The following is a 19,505-nucleotide window of genomic DNA, read 5'->3' on the forward strand; positions in this document are numbered from 1 at the left end:
GGAAGTCTCTCCCTTATGAACTGAAGTTACTTGCCCGAACCGGCGATCTGGTCACCGTCGCGGGTCAGGTAGTAGGCAAACAGGATGGGCAACAGCGTCACCAGCACGACGACCATGGCCACGACATTGGTGACCGGACGCTGGCGCGGACGGATCAGCTCCTCCAGCATCCAGATAGGCACGGTCTGCTGCTGGCCGGCGGTGAAGGTGGTGACGATGACCTCATCGAAGGACAGCGCGAAGGCCAGCATGCCGCCAGCAAGCAGCGCGGTGGCGATGTTGGGCAGCACGACATGGCGGAAGGTCTGGAAACCATCGGCGCCGAGATCCATCGAGGCCTCGATCATCGAGCCGGAGGTGCGGCGGAAGCGGGCGACAGCGTTGTTGTAGACCACGACCACGCAGAAGGTGGCGTGGCCGAGCACGATCGTCCAGAACGAGAAGGGAATGTCGGCCAGCGCAAAGGCCGAGCGCAGCGCGATGCCGGTGATGATGCCGGGCAGCGCGATCGGCAGGATGACCAAAAGCGAGATGGTTTCGCGGCCGAAGAATCTTGTGCGCGACACGGCGGCGGCACACAGCGTGCCGAGCACCAGTGCGATCGCTGTCGAGATGGCGGCGACGCGCACCGACAGGGATAGCGCCTCCCAGACGTCAGGCCGGTTCCAGGTGACGGCAAACCACTGCGTGGTCAGCCCCGGCGGCGGCCAGACGAAGCTCTTCTCCTCGGTGGTGAAGGCATAGACGAAGATCAGCAGGATCGGCAAATGCAGGAAGAGCAGGCCGCAGGCTGCAGCGACCTTCAGGCCGAGCGGAGCGGATTGACCACGATCAGAGCGCATCGAAAGCCCCCATGCGCTTGGCGCCCCAGAGGTAGAAGCCCATGATGACGATGGGCACCACGGTGAAGGCGGCGGCGAGCGGAATGTTGCCGGCCGTGCCTTGCTGCGAATAGACGGCCTGGCCGATGAACAGGCGCGAGGTGCCGATGATCTGCGGGATGATGTAATCGCCCAGCGTCAGCGAGAAGGTGAAGATCGAGCCGGCGACGATGCCGGGCAGCGCCAGCGGGAACAAAACATTGCGGAAGGTCTGCCCCGGCGAGGCGCCGAGGTCGGACGAGGCCTCGACCAGATTGCCGGGCACGCGCTCAAGCGCTGCCTGAACCGGCAGGATCATGAAGGGCAGCCAGACATAGACGAAGACGATGAAGGTGCCGGTGAACGAAACCGACAGCGAGTTGCCGCCGACGACCGGCAGCGACAGCCAGCCATCGAGCAGCCACAGCAAATGCAACTTGGCGAGCAGCCAGGTCAAAATACCTTCCTTGGCGAGGATCAGCTTCCACGCGTAGATCTTGACCAGGTAGCTCGACCACAGTGGCAGCATGACGCCGAGATAGAACAGCGCCTTCCAGCGGCCGCGTGCGTAGCGCGCGGCATAATAGGCGATCGGAAAGGCGACGACGGCCGAGGCCAGCGTGACCAGCGCCGCCATCGTCACCGTGCGCAGGATGATGTCGAGATTGGCGGCCTGGAAAAGGTCGCCATAGGTCTTCAGCGTGAACTGCCGGTTGATGAGGCCGGAGAACTCGTCGATGGAGAAAAAGCTCTGCGCCAAGAGCGCGAAGAGCGAGCCGATATAGACGATGCCGAGCCACAGCACCGGCGGCAACAGCATCATGAGCAAAAGCAGTTTCGGCCGGCGCCAGAACAGGTCCGACAGCGCACCGCGCATGCCGCCGCTGCCCGGCAGGATCGCGGGGGCCGTGGCGCGCGGCATGGTGGCGTCGACGCTCATGCCGGCTCGTCCATCAGATGCAGGTGCTCGCGGTTGAAGGTGAGCACCACCGCCTCGCCTTCCGCCGGCAGAGCAGTGCCTGCCGGCACGACGGCGTGCAGCTTCAATCCGTCGGCATCGAGCGCCAGCCTGGTGGTGGCGCCGAGATAGTTGGCCGAGACAAGACGGGCGGCCACGCCTTCGCCGCTTGCGCCACGGCCGACGCGAATGGATTCGGGTCGCAGGCTGCCCCAGCGGTGCTGGCCGGAATAGCGCTGGACGAAATCCGGCGGCAACACATTGGAGGAGCCGACGAAATCGGCGACGAAACGGGTTCTCGGCCGCTGATAAATATCCTCCGGCGTGCCGATCTGCATGATCCTGCCGTCGTTGAAGACGGCAACCCGGTCCGCCATCGACAGCGCCTCGCCCTGGTCGTGGGTGACGAAGACGAAAGTGATGCCAAGCGCCTTCTGCAGCGATTTCAGCTCTTCCTGCATGTTCTCGCGCAGCTTGAGGTCGAGCGCGCCGAGCGGCTCGTCGAGCAGCAGCACCTTGGGCTGGTTGACCAGCGCGCGGGCCAGCGCGACACGCTGGCGCTGGCCGCCGGAAAGCTGGCCGGGCCGGCGGGCGCCGTAGCCGGGCAGCCTGACCAGCGACAGCGCTTCCTCGGCCGCCTTGTGGCGTTCGGCCTTGCCGACGCCCTTGACCATCAGCCCGTAGGCGACGTTGTCCAGCACATCGAGATGCGGGAACAGCGCATAGTCCTGGAAGACGGTGTTGACGTTGCGGCGGTAGGGCGGCACGCCCTCGGCGCGCTCGCCGAAGATCGAGATCGAACCGGCGGTGGGCTGTTCGAAACCGGCAATCAGGCGCAGGCATGTCGTCTTGCCCGAACCCGACGGCCCAAGCATGGCGAAGAATTCGCCCGGCGTTATGTCGAGATCGACGGCGTCGACAGCGCGAACGCTGCCGAAATGGCGGGAGACTTTCTGGAAGGAGACGGCAGAGGTCATGGGCTGTCAGTCTGTTGCCGGTTTTGTTCTATTGAATCATCTTCGCCCGCAAATCATGGCTTGGATGGCAAATTCGCGCGCCACTTCACCTCCCCCCTCGATGGGGGAGGTCGCGGCGAAGCCGCGGGTGGGGGTGATCTGGCACAAACGCCCGCGCTGCCCCACCCCGACGCTGCGCGTCGACCCTCCCCACAAGGGGGAGGGTAAGCGAAATCACCGTCCGCCGATGACGCCGATATAGTCCGACACCCAGCGGTAGTAAGGCACGCACTGGTCGTTCTGGGTGACGCATTTCGAGACCGGCGTCTTCCAGAACTTGATCTTGTCGAAATTGTCGTAGCCGTTGGTCTTGCAGCCTTCCTCGCCGAGCAATTCATTGCCCTTACAGGCGGCAGGGACGACCGGCAGCGAACCGAACCAGGCCGAAACATCGCCCTGCACCTTCGGCGACAGCGAATGCTCAAGCCACATATAGGCGCAGTTCGGATGAGCCGCGTCGGCTTCCATCATGGTGGTGTCGGCCCAGCCGGTGACGCCTTCTTCCGGCACGGTCGAGGCGACCGGCTTCTTGGCGGCGACCAGCGTGTTGACCTGATACGGCCACGAACCGGATGCCACGACGCCTTCATTCTGGAAATCGTCGACCTGAATGGCGGCATCATGCCAGTAGCGGCCGACCAGCGTGCGCTGGACGCGCAGCAGGTCGAGGGCGGCCTTGTACTGGTCTTCATTGAGCTCGTAGGGGTCCTTGATGCCGAGCTCCGGCTTGTGGAACATCAGATAGTTGGCGGCGTCCGCGATGTGGATCGGTCCGTCATAGGCCTGGACGCGACCCTTGTTGGACTTGCCGTCCGGCAGCTTCATCTCCTCGAAGACGACGTTCCAGCTCTTCGGCGCTTCCTTGAACACCTCGGTGTTGTACATCAGGATGTTGGGGCCCCACTGGTAGGGAACGCCGTAGTGCACCTTGTCGACGGTGAACCAGGGCGCGTCCTTGAGGCGATCGTCGACCGTCTTCCAGCTCGGGATCAGATCGGTGTTGATCGGTTGCACGCGCTTGCCGGCGACCAGGCGCAGCGAGGCATCGCCTGAAGCCGTGACGAGGTCGAAGCCGCCTTCGTTCATCAGCGAGACCATCTCGTCGGAGGTGTTGGCGGTCTTGACGTTGACCTTGCAGCCGCTCTCCTTCTCGAAAGCGATGACCCAGTCATAGCCCTTGTCGGTCTCGCCGCGCTCGATATAGCCAGGCCAGGCAACGATGTTGACCTGGCCTTCGCCCTTGCCGAGCTCCTTGACCTGGGCGATGGCCTGACCCGAGAAGGTCAGCGCGACCGTCAGCGCAGTGCATGACTTCAGAAATGAATTCATCATCGATCTCCCATTTTGGCGCCCGATCCCGAAACCGCTCCGGTTTTCGCCAGATCACGCGCGGACTGAAAAACTGTCGGTTCGTCCTGTGGACTTGATGTCGCTCTGGTGGCGGCTTGGTCCGTGGAATGGAAGGTGCTTGGAAAATTCCGGTTTCGCAAATTCATTTATCAGAAAGTCGATATCGGTTTTTCCGATAGATTGACACCCTGCAATCAGGGGCGTTGGCGGACCGTGCGCTGCGACTGGGCAAGGCCGACGAAGTCCCGTGCCGCCTGCGGCAGGCCGGAGCCGCGCCGCCAGACCATGCCGACCTGGACCACCGGCAAGGAGCCTGAAATATCGCGCGATTCGATACGGTCGCCTTCCAGCGACCATGGCCGGTAGACAAGATCGGGCAGCAGCGCCACGCCGGCCCCGGTTGCAACCAGACTGCGCACTGCCTCGACCGAGCGGGTGCGGAAGGCGACATGCGGCTTGGCGCCGATCGCCGTCAGCAGCTTGCCGGTGTTCTCCTCGATCTCGTCGACGGTGAGCATGATCAGCGGTTCGCCGGCGATGTCGCCAATGCCGATGATGTCGGCGCCGGCGAGCGGATGGCCGAGCGGCAGCCACAGGCGGTAGGCCGAGACCTCGAGGATTTCGGACTGCAGCGCCGTGCGGTCGCGCAAATTGGAAGTGACCATGACGGCGATGTCTAGTTTGCCTCCGATCAGCAGATGTTCGAGGTAGTCGCCATTGTCCTCGATGGCCGAGACCTCGACGCCCGGATAGGCGCGTCGATAGCGGGCGAGCAGATCCGACAGCACATAGCCGGCGACCAGCGAGGTGACGCCGAGCTGCAGCCGCCCGCCCGCCACAGCCTGCTCGCCGGAGAATGAGCGGCGCGCATCGGACACGTCGGCGAGGATCTTGGTCGCATGACGCAGGAACTGATGGCCCTTGTGGGTGATGTTGAGGCCACGCGGATGGCGCTCGAACAGTTCGACGCCGAGATCGCTTTCGAGTTCCTTGATCGCTTCGGTGACCGAGGATTGCGAGATGGAAAGGTTCTGCGCCGCGCCCGACACCGTGCCTTGCTCGGCGACGGCGATGAAGAACTGCAACTGGCGGATGGTGAAGGCCATGGCCGGACTAAACACCGGCGCGGGAAGGAAGGAAAGCCGGTGGCGGGCGTTCTCCGCGTCGAGGTTCTTCCGGTGGAATTCCGATTGAGAATACGGCACTTGCTGTCTCAGCGCCGAACCCGAACCTGTGCACATTCGAACCCGACACCTTGATGTCGGCAAGGGAGGTTCGTGCCGACCGGCGCTGTTTGCAATGATTGGATCGCATAAACATTGCGGGAGGGCGCTAACGCGGCGGATTTGACATCGCCATCAATCGTAACTAACTAAGTTACATGAAACGCAACAGCCGACTGTCCTCAACCCTGCACATTCTCGTCCACATGGCCGAGAAGCCCGAACAGGCGCTGACCTCCGAGCAGCTTGCCACCTTCATCCACACCAATCCGGTGGTGGTGCGTCGCACCATCGCCGGCTTGCGCGATGCCGGCATCGTCACCTCATCGCGCGGGCATGGCGGCGGCTGGCTGCTCGGGCGAACGCCCGGGACCATCTCGCTGGCCGAGATCAGCGCCGCGCTTGGCGAGACGCTGCTGCCGTTCAGCACCGAGCCGGAAAGCCCCGGCTGTCTCGTCGAGCAAGCGGTGATCGCCGTGCTCGACGATTTTCGCGTCGCGGCGGAGAAGCTGCTGGCGGAGAAGCTCAGCCGCATCACGCTGGCCGACCTGACCGCCGATTTCCGCCGCCGTTATGACCTCATTGGAGTCTCCAGCCATGCAATATGACCTTGCCGTCGTCGGCGGCAGCTTTGCCGGCTTGTCCGCCGCGATCCAGGCGGCGCGGGCCCGGCGCAACGTCCTGGTGATCGACGCCGGCCAGCCGCGCAACCGCTTTGCCGCGCATTCGCATGGCTTTTTCGGTCAGGACGGGCGTACCCCCGGCGCCATACTCGACGATGCAAGGCGGCAACTGCTTGCCTATCCGACGGCCAGGTTTGTCCAGGCGCGTGCCGACAAGGCCGTGGCCAACAGCAGCAGCAATTTCGAGATCACCACCGATGGCGGCGAGACATTCGGCGCCGCGCGACTGGTTCTGGCCACCGGCGTGCGCGACATCCTGCCGGAGGTTCCCGGGCTTGCCGGGCAATGGGGCAAGACCGTGCTGCACTGCCCCTATTGCCACGGCTTTGAGGTTTCCGGCGGGCCGCTTGGCGTGCTCGCAACCGGCCCCATGTCCATGCATCAGGCGCAGTTGATCGCCGACTGGGGCGACGTCACGCTGTTCGGCAACGGCCAGATAGAGCCCGACACCGAGCAGATGCTCGCCATGGAGGGCAAGACCATCAGGTTCGAACCCGCGATAGTCAGCGAACTCAGGGTGGACGGCTCCGGCGGCCTGATCGTCCACCTCGACAGCGGCCGACAGGTTGGTGTCAGGGCGATGTTCACCGCACCGCGCAACATGATGGCGAGCCCGCTGGCCGAGCAGCTTGGTTGCGGCTTCACCGACGGCTTCCTCGGCCCGGTGATTACTGTCGATGACCGGCAGCAGACGACAGTCCCTGGCGTCTACGCTGCCGGCGACGCGGCGCGCGCGATGCACAACATCGCCTTTGCCGTATCGGGCGGGACTTTCGCTGGCGTGTGCGCCCACCAATCCCTGGTGTTCGGCTAAAAAGCGACTTCGCCGCCGGCGATGCTGAGCCGCGCGCCCGCCTGCGCCAGCGCGGCGGCCACATCGTGCGGCGGCGCGCGGTCGGTGGCGAGTTCGGAAAAGCCGTCGAAGCCGCAGACCTGGACAAGGCCCTGGCGGCCGAACTTCGTGTGGTCGGTGACGACGAGCGAGCGCTGGCCGCGTGACAGCACCATGCGGGCGAATTCGGCCTCTTCCAGATCGTAGTCCATGACACCCGTCACGGAATCGACGGCACCGGTGGAGATGATGGCATGGCTGACGGAGAAACGGCTGACGAACTCGATGGCCGAAATCCCGAACGCGGCCCCCGAATCGCTGCGCAATTCGCCGCCGGCCATATAGACTTTGTTGCCGTTGATGGTGGCCAGCGTGCGGGCGATATCAGACGAATTGGTGACGACCGTCAGCCGCCGGTGGCCGAGCAGTTCCCGCGCCAGGAACGAGGTCGTGGTGCCGGTATCGAGCATGATGGACTCGCCATCGCGGATGGTGGCGGCGACCATGCGGGCAATGACGCGCTTGGCATCGGCATTCTCGCGCATGCGTCGCTCGAACGGCGCTTCGCCGATCATCGACGGCAGGCCGATGGCACCATGCATCTTCAGCACCGACCCATCAGCGGTGAGCGGCTTGACGTCGCGGCGCACGGTTTCGAGCGAAACACCCAGCCGGTCGGCCAGGCTGGCGATGGTGACGGTTCCCTCTTCCTGCAGCAGCCGAAGGATCTCGCCGTGGCGTTTGGAATGGACCATTGGGGTTTCCCGGGCTCAGCTTTTGACCGATTTTAAGGCAATTCAAGCGCTTTTAAAGGGACTGACTCCTGGTTTCGGGCAAAACACCCAAAAAAAGTCACATCTTTTTGTTGACAACCGGGCAACCTTGGCGTGAAATCCAGCCATCGACAGGGGTTTCGGAGTTGCGACGGGAGCGCGATGGCAGAGCCGCAACTCACTGGCCAGGCAGTCTTGAACGTGCCTGACGCAAGGAATTTTCAGATCCGCGGGGGCGGATGCCGGGATCAAAAACCTGGCCAAGGGGCTCGTCGGTGCGGTGCGGGATACCGATCCTGGCGTCCCGCACCGACGAGATTATTTGCGTTTCTCCCCGCCGTCGCTGCGCTGTCCATGGCGCCCTGTCCAAGCCCAGCAACCCAGGGATGACCCCGTGACTGCCGAAGACCGCATCCGCGCCCTGCCCTGCTGGACCGGCGCCATCGAGATCGCCCCGCTGCCCGGCGGCCTGAGCAACGCCAATTATGTGGTCAGCGACGGTGCCGGACGGCATGTCGTGCGCTTCGGTCAGGACTACCCGTTCCACCATGTCTTCCGCGAACGCGAGGTGATGACCGCGCGGGCGGCCCATGCCGCCGGTTTCGCACCGGCGGTCCATTACGCCGAACCGGGCATCATGGTGACGGCGTTCCTTGGCGCCAAGACCTATCTTGCCGAGGACGTGCGCACCAATCTCGGCCGCGTCGCCACCTTGATGCGCGGCTTCCACCGGGAGATGCCCAATCATATTTCCGGCGCCGGCTTCATGTTCTGGGTCTTCCACGTCATCCGCGACTATGCGCGCACGCTTGAGGAAGGCGGCAGCCGCAAGCGCGGTGACTTGCCACGGCTGCTGACGCTGGCAGACGAATTGGAGCGGGCGCAGAAATTGCTGCCGATCGTCTTCGGCCACAACGACCTTTTGCCGGCCAACATTCTCGACGACGGCAGCAGGCTGTGGCTGATCGATTTCGAATATGCCGGCTTCAACACGGCGATGTTCGACCTTGCCGGCGTCGCTTCGAATGCGGGCATGAGCGACGAGGAATCCTTCGCCTTCCTGACCGCCTATTTCATGAAGGAACCAGACGAGGCGATCCGCCGCTCGCACGCCGCCATGCAATGCGCCTCGCTGTTGCGCGAGGCGATGTGGAGCATGGTGTCGGAACTCTATCTCGACGCGCCCGGCATCGACTACGTCGCCTACACCGAGGAAAACCTGATGCGGCTCGACGCGGCGCTGGACAACTACCGGACAAAATACGGGATCCTGAAATCATGACCTTGCCCAGCCAGGCCGCGGTCGTCGTCATCGGCGGCGGCATCATCGGCTGCTCGACGGCCTATCATCTGGCGCGCGACCACAAGGCCGACGTCGTGCTGCTGGAACAGGGCAAGCTGACCTCGGGCTCGACCTGGCACGCGGCCGGTCTGGTCGGGCAACTACGCTCGTCGGCATCGATCACCCGGGTGCTCAAATATTCGGTCGACCTCTACAAGGGGCTGGAGGCCGAGACCGGTCTTGCTACTGGCTGGAAGATGACCGGCTGCCTGCGGCTTGCCACCAATGCGGACCGCTGGACCGAATACAAAAGGCTGGCGACGACGGCGAAGAGCTTCGGCATGGACATGCATCTTTTGTCGCCGGCCGAGGTCAAGGCGATGTGGCCGCTGATGGAAACCGGAGATCTCGTCGGCGCCTCCTGGCTGCCGACCGACGGCCAGGCGAGCCCTTCCGACATCACGCAGTCGCTGGCCAGGGGCGCGCGCATGCATGGCGCGAAGCTGTTCGAGGAGGTCCGCGTCACCGGCTTCGAGATGAAGGGCGGCCGCATCGCGGCCGTTAAGACCAATCAAGGCGACATCGCCTGCGACAAGGTGGTGAACTGCGCCGGCCAATGGGCGCGGCAGGTGGGCGCCATGGCCGGCATCAATGTGCCGCTGCAGCCGGTGAAGCACCAATACATCATCACCGAGAAGATCGATGGACTGGCGACCGACGCGCCGACGCTGCGCGACCCCGACCGGCGCACCTATTTCAAGGAGGAGGTCGGCGGGCTGGTGATGGGCGGCTATGAGCCCAACCCGCAGGCATGGACGACAGGTGATGTGCCCAACGACTGGGAATTTCGGCTGTTCGATGACGATTACGACCATTTCGAACAGCACATGACGCAGGCGATCGCGCGGGTGCCGGCGCTGGAAAGCGTCGGCGTCAAGCAGATGATCAACGGACCGGAAAGCTTTACGCCGGACGGCAATTTCATTCTCGGCACAGCGCCCGAATGCGCCAACATGTTCGTCGGCGCCGGCTTCAACGCCTTCGGCATCGCCTCGGGCGGCGGCGCCGGCTGGGTGCTTGCGCAGTGGGTGGTCGACGGCGAGGCGCCGCTCGACCTGTGGGTGGTCGACATCAGGCGCTTTTCCAACCTGCACAGCGACCGGCAATGGGTGTGCGAACGCACGCTGGAAGCCTATGGCAAGCACTATACGATCGGCTTTCCGCACGAAGAGTATGCCTCAGGCCGGCCGCGCATCGTCTCGCCGCTTTACGACAGGCTGAAGCAACGGCGCGCGGTGTTTGGCTCCAAGCTCGGCTGGGAGCGGCCGAACTGGTTCGCACCCGAAGGCGTCGAGCCGCAGGACATCTATTCGATGGGCCGGCAGAACTGGTTTTCGGCGGTCGGCGACGAGCACCGGCATGTGCGCGAGCATGTCGGCATCTTCGACCAGTCGTCTTTCGCCAAATATGAATTGAGCGGCCCCGATGCGGCCAAGGCGCTGGACTGGATCTGCGCCAACGATGTCAGCAAGCCGGTCGGCCGGCTGACCTACACGCAACTTCTCAACACGCGGGGCGGCATAGAGGCCGACCTGACCGTGGCGCGGCTGGCCGAAGAGAAATTCTACATCGTCACCGGCACCGGTTTCCGCACGCATGATGCCTCCTGGATCCGTGACCATATCGGCGAGGGCCTCGATTGCAGGCTGACCGATGTCACCGAGGAATTCGGCACGCTGTCGCTGATGGGACCGCGCGCCCGCGATGTGCTTTCCGCGGTGACCGAGGCCGATGTGTCGAACGCGGCATTCCCGTTCGGTCATGTGCGCGAGATCGCCATTGCCGGCCACACGGTGCGGGCGCTGCGCGTCACCTATGTCGGCGAACTCGGCTGGGAATTGCATGTGCCGATCGCGGCCACCGGTGACGTCTTCGACGCATTGACGGCGGCGGGCGAGAAGCACCGCATCCGCCCGGTCGGCTACCGGGCGCTGGAATCGCTGCGCCTGGAAAAGGGCTACCGCGCCTGGGGCTCCGACATCACGCCCAACGACACGCCGCAGGAAGCCGGGCTCGGCTGGGCGGTCAAGCTGCGCAAGAACACCGATTTCGTCGGACGGCGCGCGCTCGAGAAACTCGATGGCGTGCCTTTGAAGAAGCGCTTTGCCGGCTTCACGGTCGACAATCCGCAGATCGTGCTGCTCGGCCGGGAGACCATCCTGCGCGATGGCGAGCCTGTCGGTTACCTGACCAGCGGCGGCTATGGCTACACGATCGGCAGGAATATCGGCTATGGCTATGTGCGCAATGGCGACGGGGTGAGCGACGATTTCCTCGCCTCGGGCGATTATGAACTGGTGGTCGCGATGGAGCGGACGCCAGCCAAGATCCATCTCGAGCCGATGTACGATCCAACAGCGGAGAGGGTAAAGGCCTAGATACGGTTCATCGTTTCGCCGAAACGCCGAACCGCCTCTTTGTGTTGACGCAATCCCCAAGAGAAAACAGCGACACACTCTTCCTGTAATTACTTCAGTTTACCCGCAGGACGAGGCCTCGGCTGGGCACGGTGTCGGCCTCGCCCGGCATGGAGACGTAAGGCCGCGTCTCCTCGGCGCGGGTGACGATGCCTTGCGCCTCGAGTTCGGCGATCCGTGCTGCAAAACCCTGATCCCACAGCGTGTTCTTGACCGTCAGCACGATCACCCCGCCGGGACGGCAGATGCGGATCAGGTCGTCCAGCCCTTCGACGCCGACATGGCCCGAGGTGAAGACGCCGGCCGAGATGATCCCGGCATAGGCATCGTCGGCAAAGGGCAATGGCCCGCCCATCGCCAGGCAATGCAGTGCGGAATAGACGCCCTTGCGGGCGGCCTGATCCAGCATGCCTTGCGAGATGTCCAGCGCCTCGACTTCGGGATAGCCCGCAATGTTCAACCATTCACCGATGAGCCCGGTGCCCGCGCCGGCATCGAGCAGCGGCGCCAAGCCACGCGGCAGATGGCGGGCGAGCAAGGCAAGGCAGATCGTCGGATGGCGATAACCGGCGGCTGACATGTCGGCGTCATACGTCTGCGACCAACGGTCATAGAGGGCGGCGACTTCCTCCGGCCGCTTCGCCGCATAGGCGGCGCCGAGCGCCCCATGATGTTTGCCGTCCACCATCGCCGTTCCGCCAGCCGCTCTCTTGCTCACCACGATCTGATGATAGCCAAACGGCGAAAATTGTGGAACCGTTGCGATGAGAAATAATCGCGTGGGGGCGCAGGCATGAGGACAGACGAGGCGCGGGCAGAACTTGCCACCATTCCGGTGCTGGCCGGCTATGCCGGACCGCTGGACCGGCTTGGCGGCCTCACCAATCTGGTCTTCAAGGCCGGCGACTTCTGCCTGCGCATTCCGGGCAAGGGCACCGAGGAATACATCAACCGCGCCAACGAAGCGGTGGCCGCGCGTGAAGCGGCAAAGGCGGGCGTCAGCCCTGAAGTGCTGCATGCCGACGCCGGCACCGGCGTGATGGTGACGCGCTTCATCGCCGGTGCACAGACGATGTCACCGGAGAAATTCAGGGAACGGCCGGGCAGCCCCGCCCGCGCCGGCGAAGCGTTCCGCAAGCTGCACGCGTCCGGTGCGGCGTTTCCTTTCCGCTTCGAACTGTTCGCGATGATCGACGACTATCTCAAGGTCCTGTCGACCAAGGACGTCGCCCTGCCCGCCGGCTACCATGGCGTGGTGCGCGAGGCCGGGAGCGTGCGCTCGGCGCTGGCCACCCATCCCTTGCCGCTCGTCGCCTGCCATTGCGATCCGCTGTGCGAAAACTTCCTCGATACGGGCGAGCGGATGTGGATCGTCGACTGGGAATATTCGGGGATGAACGACCCTCTCTGGGATCTCGGCGACCTCAGTGTCGAAGGCAAGTTCGACGCTGCGCAGGACGAGGAGATGATGCGCGCCTATTTTGGCGGCGAAGCAAAGCCGGCGGAGCGCGGCCGTATCGTCATCTACAAGGCGATGTGCGACCTGCTGTGGACGCTGTGGGGGCTGATACAGCTTGCCAACGACAATCCCGTCGACGATTTCCGCGCCTATGCCGACGGCCGCTTCGCGCGCTGCAAGGCGTTGATGGAGACGCCGGAGTTTTCGCGGCATCTGGCGGCAATACGCCGGGGTTAGCCCTTTGGGCGACAGGCGTCAATTCACGCCCTTCGGCACGTTTTCAGGCGGCACCGTGGTGTCGACCACCTTTTGGCGGTGGAAAATGAAGATGCCGGCCAGGACGACGATGCCGGAGCCGATCAGGATGCGCGGGCCGGGAACGTCACCGAAGAACACCAACCCAAACACCACGGCCCATAGCAGCAGCGTGTAGTGCAGCGGTGCCAGCGTCGAGGCCGGCGCCAGCTTCAATGCCCTGGTTATCATCAGATGGGCGGCACAGGAGACGATGCCAAGCAGGAGCATGGCGCCGAAATCGAGCGCGGAGGGTATCCGCCACGCGCCGATGGTCAGCGCGCCGCCGACCAGCAACGTGCCGATCGTCTGCCATGTCACAAGGTTGGTATCGCTGGTGCCACGCAAACGCCGGTTAAGGATGATGGCGAAGGCAAAGGCGATGCTGCCGACGAGGGCGAAGGCCGAGGATAGCGAAAACGCCTCCGAGGACGGCTTCAGGATGATCAGCACGCCGCAGAAGCCGACCAGGATCGCCAGCCAGCGCCGCCAGCCGACCTTTTCGCCCAGCAGCAGGTGCGACAACGCCGCGACGTAGATCGGTCCGGCCATGTAGAAGCTCATCACATCGGCGAGCGGCAGATAGACGACCGCGGCATAGAACAGCCCGGTATCGGCCGTGGTCGCCACCACGCGCAGGAGTTGGAGGATGGGCCGCTCCAAGCGGAAAAGCTTTGCGGCGCCCTGGTTGGCGATCATCGGACCGAGCACGATGAAGGCGCCGACAGAGCGGATCAGCACCACCTGACCGACAGAGAAGCTCGCGACCAGCCATTTGCCCATCGCATCGTTCAGCGCAAACATGAAATCGCCGGCCAGCATCAGCAGAATGCCGGCCAGAAGAACGTTCCTGATTGTGGAATTCTGCGCCACGGGCTGCGTCATGCCGATCCCGATTCCTCCCTCGCGTAGGCCGCGTCGTAGACCGAAGCCGCTGCTTTGACGAGGCGAAATCAGGAAATCGGTAAGACCAGCATGGGGAATCGGCTGTATCTAGGTAGTTCTGTGCCTGCGGTTCACCCGCGCCGGCCTGCCAGGCAGGGAAAGCCTGGTATCCTGCCTTGTCCGTTCCGCCACAACCTTGCCCTTGGCGATGACGCAAATGCGCTCGGCGCGCAGGCGCAGGGCCTCGATCGGATTGCCGGCGTCGAGAATGACAAGACTGGCGCGCTTGCCGACCGCCAGGCCCAGATGATCCAACCCCATGATGGCGGCGTTGACGTTGGTGACCATGTCGAAGCAGCGCGCCATGTCGGCCGGGCTCGACATCTGGGCGACGTGCAGCCCCATGAAGGCGACATCGAGCATGTCGGCGGTGCCCAGCGAATACCAGGGATCGAGCACGCAATCCTGGCCCCAGCCGACGCGGATGCCCAGCGCCTGCATTTCCTTGACCCGGGTCAGGCCACGGCGCTTGGGGAAGGTGTCGTGACGGCCTTGCAGCATGATGTTGATCAGCGGGTTGGGGATGGCGGAAACGCCGGCCTCGGCGATCAGCGGCAGAAGTTTCGAGACATAGTAGTTGTCCATCGAATGCATCGAGGTGAGATGCGAGCCTGCCACCCTGCCCTGCAGGCCCAGGCGCTGCGTTTCATAGGCCAGCTGCTCGATGTGGCGAGACAGCGGGTCGTCGGTCTCGTCGCAATGCAGGTCGACCATCAGGCCGCGTTTTGCCGCGATCTCGCAAAGCTCGGTCACCGAACGCGTGCCATCGGCCATGCTACGCTCGAAATGCGGGATGCCGCCGACGATATCGACGCCCATGTCCAGCGCACGAATGGTGTTTTCGCGCGCCTTCGGCGAGCGGTAGAAGCCGTCCTGCGGGAAGGCGACCAGTTGCAGGTCGATATAGGGCGCGATCGTTTTCTTGACGTCGAGCAGGGCCTCGACCGCCAGCAAACGGTCATCGCAGACATCGACATGGGTGCGGATGGCGAGCAGGCCCATCGACACCGCCCAGTCGCAATAGGCAAGCGCCCGGTCGCGCACCGCCTCATGCGTCAAAAGCGGCTTCAGTTCACCCCATAACGCAATGCCTTCGAGCAGCGTGCCCGAGGCGTTGATGCGCGGAATGCCATAGGACAGCGTTGCATCCATATGGAAATGCGGATCGACAAAGGGCGGCGAGACCAGATTACCGCTTGCATCGACCTCGGTCCGGGCGGAACCCTGCAGTTTAGGGTCGATCGCCGCGATCGTCTCGCCGCTGATGCCGATGTCGGCAATCCTGCCATCCGGCAGCGTGCCGCCACGAACGATAAGGTCGAAATCCATCTGTCGTCATCCCATTCCAGAATCACCCAGCCATGGTGGCGCAAAAGACAGCTTGCCGCAGCCGTTTCTTTCGCCGACCGCGAAAGGTTTCCTCCAGCGACAACTCCCTCTATAAGCCGCCTTTCGTCCACGCGGCGATCGGCTTCGGACTCAAGGCCACAGTCGCAAACCATGGAAGTCCCGTGTGAACCTGAACTTGCCGTTCCTGAAACGCGACGAACGCTCGGTGGAGAACCAGCGCCTTATCGGGCGGTTGGTAAAAGAGTCCTTCGGGCAGCATAAGTTCGGATACGGCGCCGCCATCCTGTCGATGCTGGTAGTGGCCGGCATGACGGCTGCCAGCGCCTGGATCCTGCGCGAAATCACCAATGAATTCGTGATCGACAAGCGGGTCGACCGTGTCAACATGATTGCCGGCGCGGTCGCCGGGATTTTCATCCTCAAGGGCCTCGCCAATTTCGTCCAGGCCTACTTCATGAGCCGGGTCGGCAATGCCATCATTGCCGACCGGCAGCGCAAGATCTACGACCGCATCCTGGCGCAAGGCATCGAATTCTACCATTCGACCTCGTCATCCGACCTGATCACCCGCATGACCAACAATGCCCAGGCGGCACGCAACGTGCTCGACCTGATCGTTACTTCCTATGTCCGCGATCTGGTGACCCTGCTCGCCTTGATTGGCGTCATGGTCTGGCAGCAACCGATGCTGTCGCTGATCTGCTTCGTCGTTGGTCCGCTGGCCATCTACGGCGTCAATCGCATCCTGAAGCGTGTGCGCAAGTTCGCCGCCATGGAGTTCCGCTCGGTCGGCCAGATCATTCAGGTGATGCAGGAAACCGCGATCGGCGTGCGCGTGGTCAAATCCTTCAACCTCGAAAGCTTGATGCGCAAGCGCATGTACAAGGCGGTGGCGGACGTCGAGGATCGGGCCAACAACATCGCCGCGCTGGAAGCGGTGACCAGCCCGGTGATGGAGACGCTGGCAGGGCTGGCGATCGCCGGCGCCGTCATGGTCAGCGGCTTCCTGGTCCTGCAGGGCGGCCAGATGCCTGGCAACATCATGGCCTTCATCGCAGCGCTGCTGCTTGCTTATGAGCCGGCAAAGCGGCTTGCGCGCGTGCGCATCTCGTTGGAAAGCGGCATTGTCGGCGTGCGCATGATGTTCCAACTCGCCGACGAGCCGCTGACCCTGGCCGAGAAACCGGGCGCGCGGCCGCTTCGGGCCGGACCAGGCGAGATCCGGTTCGACGCCGTCAACTTCGCCTATCAGAACGGTCCGCCGGTGCTCGAAGACTTCGACTTGACCCTTGCGCCCGGCAAGATGACGGCGCTGGTCGGGCCTTCCGGCGGCGGCAAGTCGACGATCCTCAACCTGATCATGCGCATGTATGACCCGAAGAGCGGCAAGGTGCTGCTCGACGGCCAGGACATTTCCCATGCGACGCTCGCCTCGCTCAGGGAAAAGATCGCCTATGTCAGCCAGGAGACGTTCCTGTTCGCCGGCACGATCATGCACAACATCCGGCTTGGTCGCGAGGGCGCGACCGACCAGGAGGTGATTGCCGCCGCCAAGGCCGCCAACGCGCATGACTTCATCATGGCGCAGGCGAAAGGCTATGAGACGGATGTCGGCGAGAATGGCGGCCTCTTGTCGGGCGGCCAGCGCCAGCGCATCTCGATCGCGCGCGCCATGCTGCGCAATGCCGAAATCCTGCTGCTCGACGAGGCGACCAGCGCGCTCGACGCCGAATCCGAAGCGCTGTTCCGCGACGCGCTGCAGCAGCTGACCGAAGGTCGCACCACGATCGTCATCGCCCACCGCCTGTCGACCGTGCACCAGGCCGACACGATCGTGGTGCTGGAGGGCGGCAAGGTGGTGGAGAGCGGCTCTCACAAGGCGCTGCTCAACCAGGGCGGGCTTTACCAGAAGCTGTATGAGTATCAGCTGATGCCGTGAACGCCGTTTCCTTACCTCCCCATGTGGGAGGGTCGCTGCGCAGCAGCGGGGTCGGCGCCGCACCGCTCAGCCGGACCTTCGGTTCGACCTCCCCACAAGGGGAGGTCGAAAGGCGCAGGCTAACTCTACTCCGGCACGTGCCGCACCGCGCCCTTGTCGGCGCTGGTGGCGAAGGCGGCGTAGGCGCGCAGCGCGGTCGTCACCTTGCGCTTGCGCTTTTCCTCCGGCTTCCAGGCCAGGGCACCCTTGGCTTCCATCGCCGCCCGGCGTGCCTCAAGCTCGGCATCGCTGACGGCGAGGCGGATGGTGCGGTTGGGGATGTCGATCTCGATCGTGTCGCCCTCCTGGACAAGACCGATCGCGCCGCCTTCGGCGGCTTCCGGCGATGCATGACCGATCGACAGGCCCGACGTGCCGCCGGAGAAGCGGCCGTCAGTGACCAGCGCGCAGGCCTTGCCCAGGCCTTTCGACTTCAGATAGCTGGTCGGATAGAGCATTTCCTGCATGCCGGGGCCGCCACGCGGTCCCTCATAGCGAATGACGACGACATCGCCAGCCTTGATCTCGTTGGACAAGATTGCCTTGACCGAAGCGTCCTGGCTTTCGAACACCCGCGCCGGGCCGGTGAATTTCAGGATCGACTCGTCGACGCCCGCCGTTTTCACGATGCAACCGTCGAGCGCCAGATTGCCTTTCAGCACGGCAAGACCGCCATCCTTCGAAAACGGCGTCTTTGCGGAACGGATGACACCCGTCTCACGGTTGGTGTCGAGATCGTCCCAGCGCCGGTCCTGGCTGAAGGCGACCTGCGTCGGCACGCCGCCGGGCGCGGCGAGGAAGAAGTCGCGGACATTCTGGCTGGAGGTGCGCGAAATATCCCAATGATCGAGCGCCTCGCCGAGGCTTGATGTATGCACCGTCGGCAGGTCGCGGTTGATCAGCCCTGCTTCGTCGAGCTGGCCAAGGATCGCCATGATGCCGCCGGCGCGGTGGACGTCTTCCATATGCACGTCGGACTTTGCCGGGGCCACCTTGCAGAGCACAGGAACCCGCCGCGACAGCCGGTCGATATCCTCCATGGTGAAGTCGACCTCGCCCTCATGCGCGGCGGCCAGGATGTGCAGCACCGTGTTGGTCGAACCGCCCATGGCGATGTCGAGCGTCATGGCGTTCTCGAAGGCGCCCTTCGAGGCGATGCTGCGTGGCAGTGCCGTCTCGTCGTCCTGTTCGTAATAGCGCTGGGCGAGATCGACGACGAGATGGCCGGCCTCGACGAACAGGCGCTTGCGGTCGGCATGCGTCGCCAGCGTCGAGCCGTTGCCCGGCAGCGACAGGCCGAGCGCCTCGGTCAGGCAATTCATCGAATTGGCGGTGAACATGCCCGAGCAGGAACCGCAGGTCGGGCAGGCCGAGCGCTCGATGACCTTGACGTCCTCGTCGGAGATCTTGTCGTCGGCGGCCGCGACCATGGCGTCGACCAGGTCGAGCGCCTGCGTCTTGCCAGCCAGCACCACCTTGCCGGCTTCCATCGGTCCGCCGGAGACGAACACGGTCGGGATGTTGAGGCGCAGCGAGGCCATCAGCATGCCGGGGGTGATCTTGTCGCAATTGGAGATGCAGACCATGGCGTCGGCGCAGTGGGCGTTGACCATGTATTCGACGGAATCGGCGATCAATTCGCGCGACGGCAGCGAATAGAGCATGCCGTCATGGCCCATGGCGATGCCATCATCGACGGCGATGGTGTTGAACTCCTTGGCGACGCCGCCGGCCTTCTCGATCTCGCGCGCGACCAGTTGGCCGAGGTCCTTCAGATGGACATGGCCCGGCACGAATTGGGTGAAGGAATTGACCACCGCGATGATCGGCTTGCCGAAATCCGAGTCCTTCATGCCGGTGGCGCGCCACAGGCCGCGGGCGCCGGCCATGTTGCGGCCATGGGTGGTGGTGCGGGAGCGATAGGCAGGCATGTTTTTTCCTTGGTGGCTGGCCGCGGCCAAAGCATGGCGCGGCGGAGCTGAATTTCGATCGCAGGCGTTATAGACGCCACAGCTTGGTCTGGCC

Annotated in this window: 16 protein-coding genes; 6 read left to right on the forward strand and 10 right to left on the reverse strand. The window is 63.9% G+C overall.

Going from position 1 to position 19,505, the window contains the following annotated elements; all coding sequences use genetic code 11:
• Window positions 1-26: 26 nt before the first annotated feature.
• From EB231_RS00755 to EB231_RS00775, 5 genes are all read right to left on the reverse strand, one after another.
• Window positions 27-842: an ABC transporter permease gene (locus tag EB231_RS00755; RefSeq protein ID WP_172347165.1), complete on the reverse strand. Its 816-nt coding sequence runs from the start codon at window positions 840-842 to the stop codon at window positions 27-29.
• Complete coding sequence (locus EB231_RS00760) at window positions 832-1,800, reverse strand: ABC transporter permease (RefSeq protein WP_172347166.1); 969 nt, start codon at window positions 1,798-1,800, stop codon at window positions 832-834. Before EB231_RS00760 ends, EB231_RS00755 begins: the two co-directional genes overlap by 11 nt.
• On the reverse strand, window positions 1,797-2,795 hold the full coding sequence (locus tag EB231_RS00765) for an ABC transporter ATP-binding protein (protein ID WP_172347167.1): 999 nt from the start codon (window positions 2,793-2,795) through the stop codon (window positions 1,797-1,799). Before EB231_RS00765 ends, EB231_RS00760 begins: the two co-directional genes overlap by 4 nt.
• 213 nt (window positions 2,796-3,008) lie before the next feature.
• Window positions 3,009-4,163: an ABC transporter substrate-binding protein gene (locus tag EB231_RS00770; protein ID WP_172347168.1), complete on the reverse strand. Its 1,155-nt coding sequence runs from the start codon at window positions 4,161-4,163 to the stop codon at window positions 3,009-3,011.
• A gap of 215 nt (window positions 4,164-4,378) precedes the next feature.
• Window positions 4,379-5,290, reverse strand: coding sequence for a LysR substrate-binding domain-containing protein (locus tag EB231_RS00775; RefSeq protein ID WP_056569659.1), 912 nt, complete (start codon window positions 5,288-5,290; stop codon window positions 4,379-4,381).
• A 275-nt stretch (window positions 5,291-5,565) separates the two neighbouring features.
• On the opposite strand from EB231_RS00775, the gene EB231_RS00780 reads away from it, so the two are divergent.
• Both EB231_RS00780 and EB231_RS00785 read left to right on the forward strand, forming a co-directional pair.
• Complete coding sequence (locus EB231_RS00780) at window positions 5,566-6,015, forward strand: RrF2 family transcriptional regulator (protein WP_172347169.1); 450 nt, start codon at window positions 5,566-5,568, stop codon at window positions 6,013-6,015.
• The gene (locus EB231_RS00785) at window positions 6,005-6,904 is read left to right on the forward strand and encodes an NAD(P)/FAD-dependent oxidoreductase (RefSeq protein WP_172347170.1); all 900 of its coding nucleotides are present in this window, start codon (window positions 6,005-6,007) and stop codon (window positions 6,902-6,904) included. The genes EB231_RS00780 and EB231_RS00785 overlap by 11 nt, the downstream gene beginning before the upstream one ends.
• Here EB231_RS00785 and EB231_RS00790 read toward each other — a convergent pair.
• Window positions 6,901-7,677 carry a DeoR/GlpR family DNA-binding transcription regulator gene (locus tag EB231_RS00790; protein ID WP_172347171.1) on the reverse strand — a complete coding sequence of 259 codons (777 nt, stop codon included), beginning with the start codon at window positions 7,675-7,677 and terminating at the stop codon, window positions 6,901-6,903. The two genes, EB231_RS00785 and EB231_RS00790, sit on opposite strands and share 4 nt — an antisense overlap.
• Before the next feature lie 412 nt (window positions 7,678-8,089).
• Between EB231_RS00790 and EB231_RS00795 the strand changes: the two genes are divergently transcribed.
• Window positions 8,090-8,977, forward strand: a complete 888-nt coding sequence (locus EB231_RS00795) for a phosphotransferase family protein (RefSeq protein ID WP_172347172.1) — start codon at window positions 8,090-8,092, stop codon at window positions 8,975-8,977.
• A complete protein-coding gene (locus EB231_RS00800; protein ID WP_172347173.1) occupies window positions 8,974-11,415 on the forward strand; it encodes a GcvT family protein in 2,442 nt (813 codons plus the stop codon). The genes EB231_RS00795 and EB231_RS00800 overlap by 4 nt, the downstream gene beginning before the upstream one ends.
• A 94-nt stretch (window positions 11,416-11,509) precedes the next feature.
• Here the strand turns inward: EB231_RS00800 and EB231_RS00805 are convergent, their stop codons facing one another.
• Window positions 11,510-12,142: a class I SAM-dependent DNA methyltransferase gene (locus EB231_RS00805; protein ID WP_172352769.1), complete on the reverse strand. Its 633-nt coding sequence runs from the start codon at window positions 12,140-12,142 to the stop codon at window positions 11,510-11,512.
• A 105-nt stretch (window positions 12,143-12,247) separates the two neighbouring features.
• Between EB231_RS00805 and EB231_RS00810 the strand changes: the two genes are divergently transcribed.
• Window positions 12,248-13,150 (forward strand): phosphotransferase family protein, encoded by a 903-nt coding sequence (locus EB231_RS00810; RefSeq protein WP_172347174.1) that lies wholly within the window; start codon window positions 12,248-12,250, stop codon window positions 13,148-13,150.
• Between the two features lie 18 nt (window positions 13,151-13,168).
• Here EB231_RS00810 and EB231_RS00815 read toward each other — a convergent pair whose 3' ends face one another.
• Together EB231_RS00815 and EB231_RS00820 are read right to left on the reverse strand one after the other, a co-directional pair.
• Window positions 13,169-14,092, reverse strand: coding sequence for a DMT family transporter (locus EB231_RS00815; protein WP_172347175.1), 924 nt, complete (start codon window positions 14,090-14,092; stop codon window positions 13,169-13,171).
• 108 nt (window positions 14,093-14,200) lie between these two features.
• Complete coding sequence (locus tag EB231_RS00820) at window positions 14,201-15,481, reverse strand: amidohydrolase family protein (protein ID WP_172347176.1); 1,281 nt, start codon at window positions 15,479-15,481, stop codon at window positions 14,201-14,203.
• Between the two features lie 205 nt (window positions 15,482-15,686).
• Here EB231_RS00820 and EB231_RS00825 point away from each other — a divergent pair, with 205 nt between their 5' ends.
• Window positions 15,687-17,441, forward strand: a complete 1,755-nt coding sequence (locus EB231_RS00825) for an ABC transporter ATP-binding protein (RefSeq protein ID WP_172352770.1) — start codon at window positions 15,687-15,689, stop codon at window positions 17,439-17,441.
• Window positions 17,442-17,566: 125 nt separating this feature from the next.
• Here EB231_RS00825 and ilvD read toward each other — a convergent pair whose 3' ends face one another.
• Window positions 17,567-19,411, reverse strand: a complete 1,845-nt coding sequence (ilvD, locus tag EB231_RS00830) for a dihydroxy-acid dehydratase (protein ID WP_172347177.1) — start codon at window positions 19,409-19,411, stop codon at window positions 17,567-17,569.
• Window positions 19,412-19,505 lie beyond the last annotated feature (94 nt).

Origin of the sequence: Mesorhizobium sp. NZP2298 (genome assembly GCF_013170825.1) — a bacterium.
In the GTDB taxonomy this organism is placed as follows: domain Bacteria; phylum Pseudomonadota; class Alphaproteobacteria; order Rhizobiales; family Rhizobiaceae; genus Mesorhizobium.

Coding starts and splice junctions, on each gene's coding strand:
- EB231_RS00755 (WP_172347165.1), bottom strand. CDS start 842: ATGCGCTCTGATCGTGGTCAATCCGCTCCGCTCGGCCTGAAGGTCGCT.
- EB231_RS00760 (WP_172347166.1), bottom strand. CDS start 1,800: ATGAGCGTCGACGCCACCATGCCGCGCGCCACGGCCCCCGCGATCCTG.
- EB231_RS00765 (WP_172347167.1), bottom strand. CDS start 2,795: ATGACCTCTGCCGTCTCCTTCCAGAAAGTCTCCCGCCATTTCGGCAGC.
- EB231_RS00770 (WP_172347168.1), bottom strand. CDS start 4,163: ATGAATTCATTTCTGAAGTCATGCACTGCGCTGACGGTCGCGCTGACC.
- EB231_RS00775 (WP_056569659.1), bottom strand. CDS start 5,290: ATGGCCTTCACCATCCGCCAGTTGCAGTTCTTCATCGCCGTCGCCGAG.
- EB231_RS00780 (WP_172347169.1), top strand. CDS start 5,566: ATGAAACGCAACAGCCGACTGTCCTCAACCCTGCACATTCTCGTCCAC.
- EB231_RS00785 (WP_172347170.1), top strand. CDS start 6,005: ATGCAATATGACCTTGCCGTCGTCGGCGGCAGCTTTGCCGGCTTGTCC.
- EB231_RS00790 (WP_172347171.1), bottom strand. CDS start 7,677: ATGGTCCATTCCAAACGCCACGGCGAGATCCTTCGGCTGCTGCAGGAA.
- EB231_RS00800 (WP_172347173.1), top strand. CDS start 8,974: ATGACCTTGCCCAGCCAGGCCGCGGTCGTCGTCATCGGCGGCGGCATC.
- EB231_RS00805 (WP_172352769.1), bottom strand. CDS start 12,142: ATGGTGGACGGCAAACATCATGGGGCGCTCGGCGCCGCCTATGCGGCG.
- EB231_RS00810 (WP_172347174.1), top strand. CDS start 12,248: ATGAGGACAGACGAGGCGCGGGCAGAACTTGCCACCATTCCGGTGCTG.
- EB231_RS00815 (WP_172347175.1), bottom strand. CDS start 14,092: ATGACGCAGCCCGTGGCGCAGAATTCCACAATCAGGAACGTTCTTCTG.
- EB231_RS00820 (WP_172347176.1), bottom strand. CDS start 15,481: ATGGATTTCGACCTTATCGTTCGTGGCGGCACGCTGCCGGATGGCAGG.
- ilvD (WP_172347177.1), bottom strand. CDS start 19,411: ATGCCTGCCTATCGCTCCCGCACCACCACCCATGGCCGCAACATGGCC.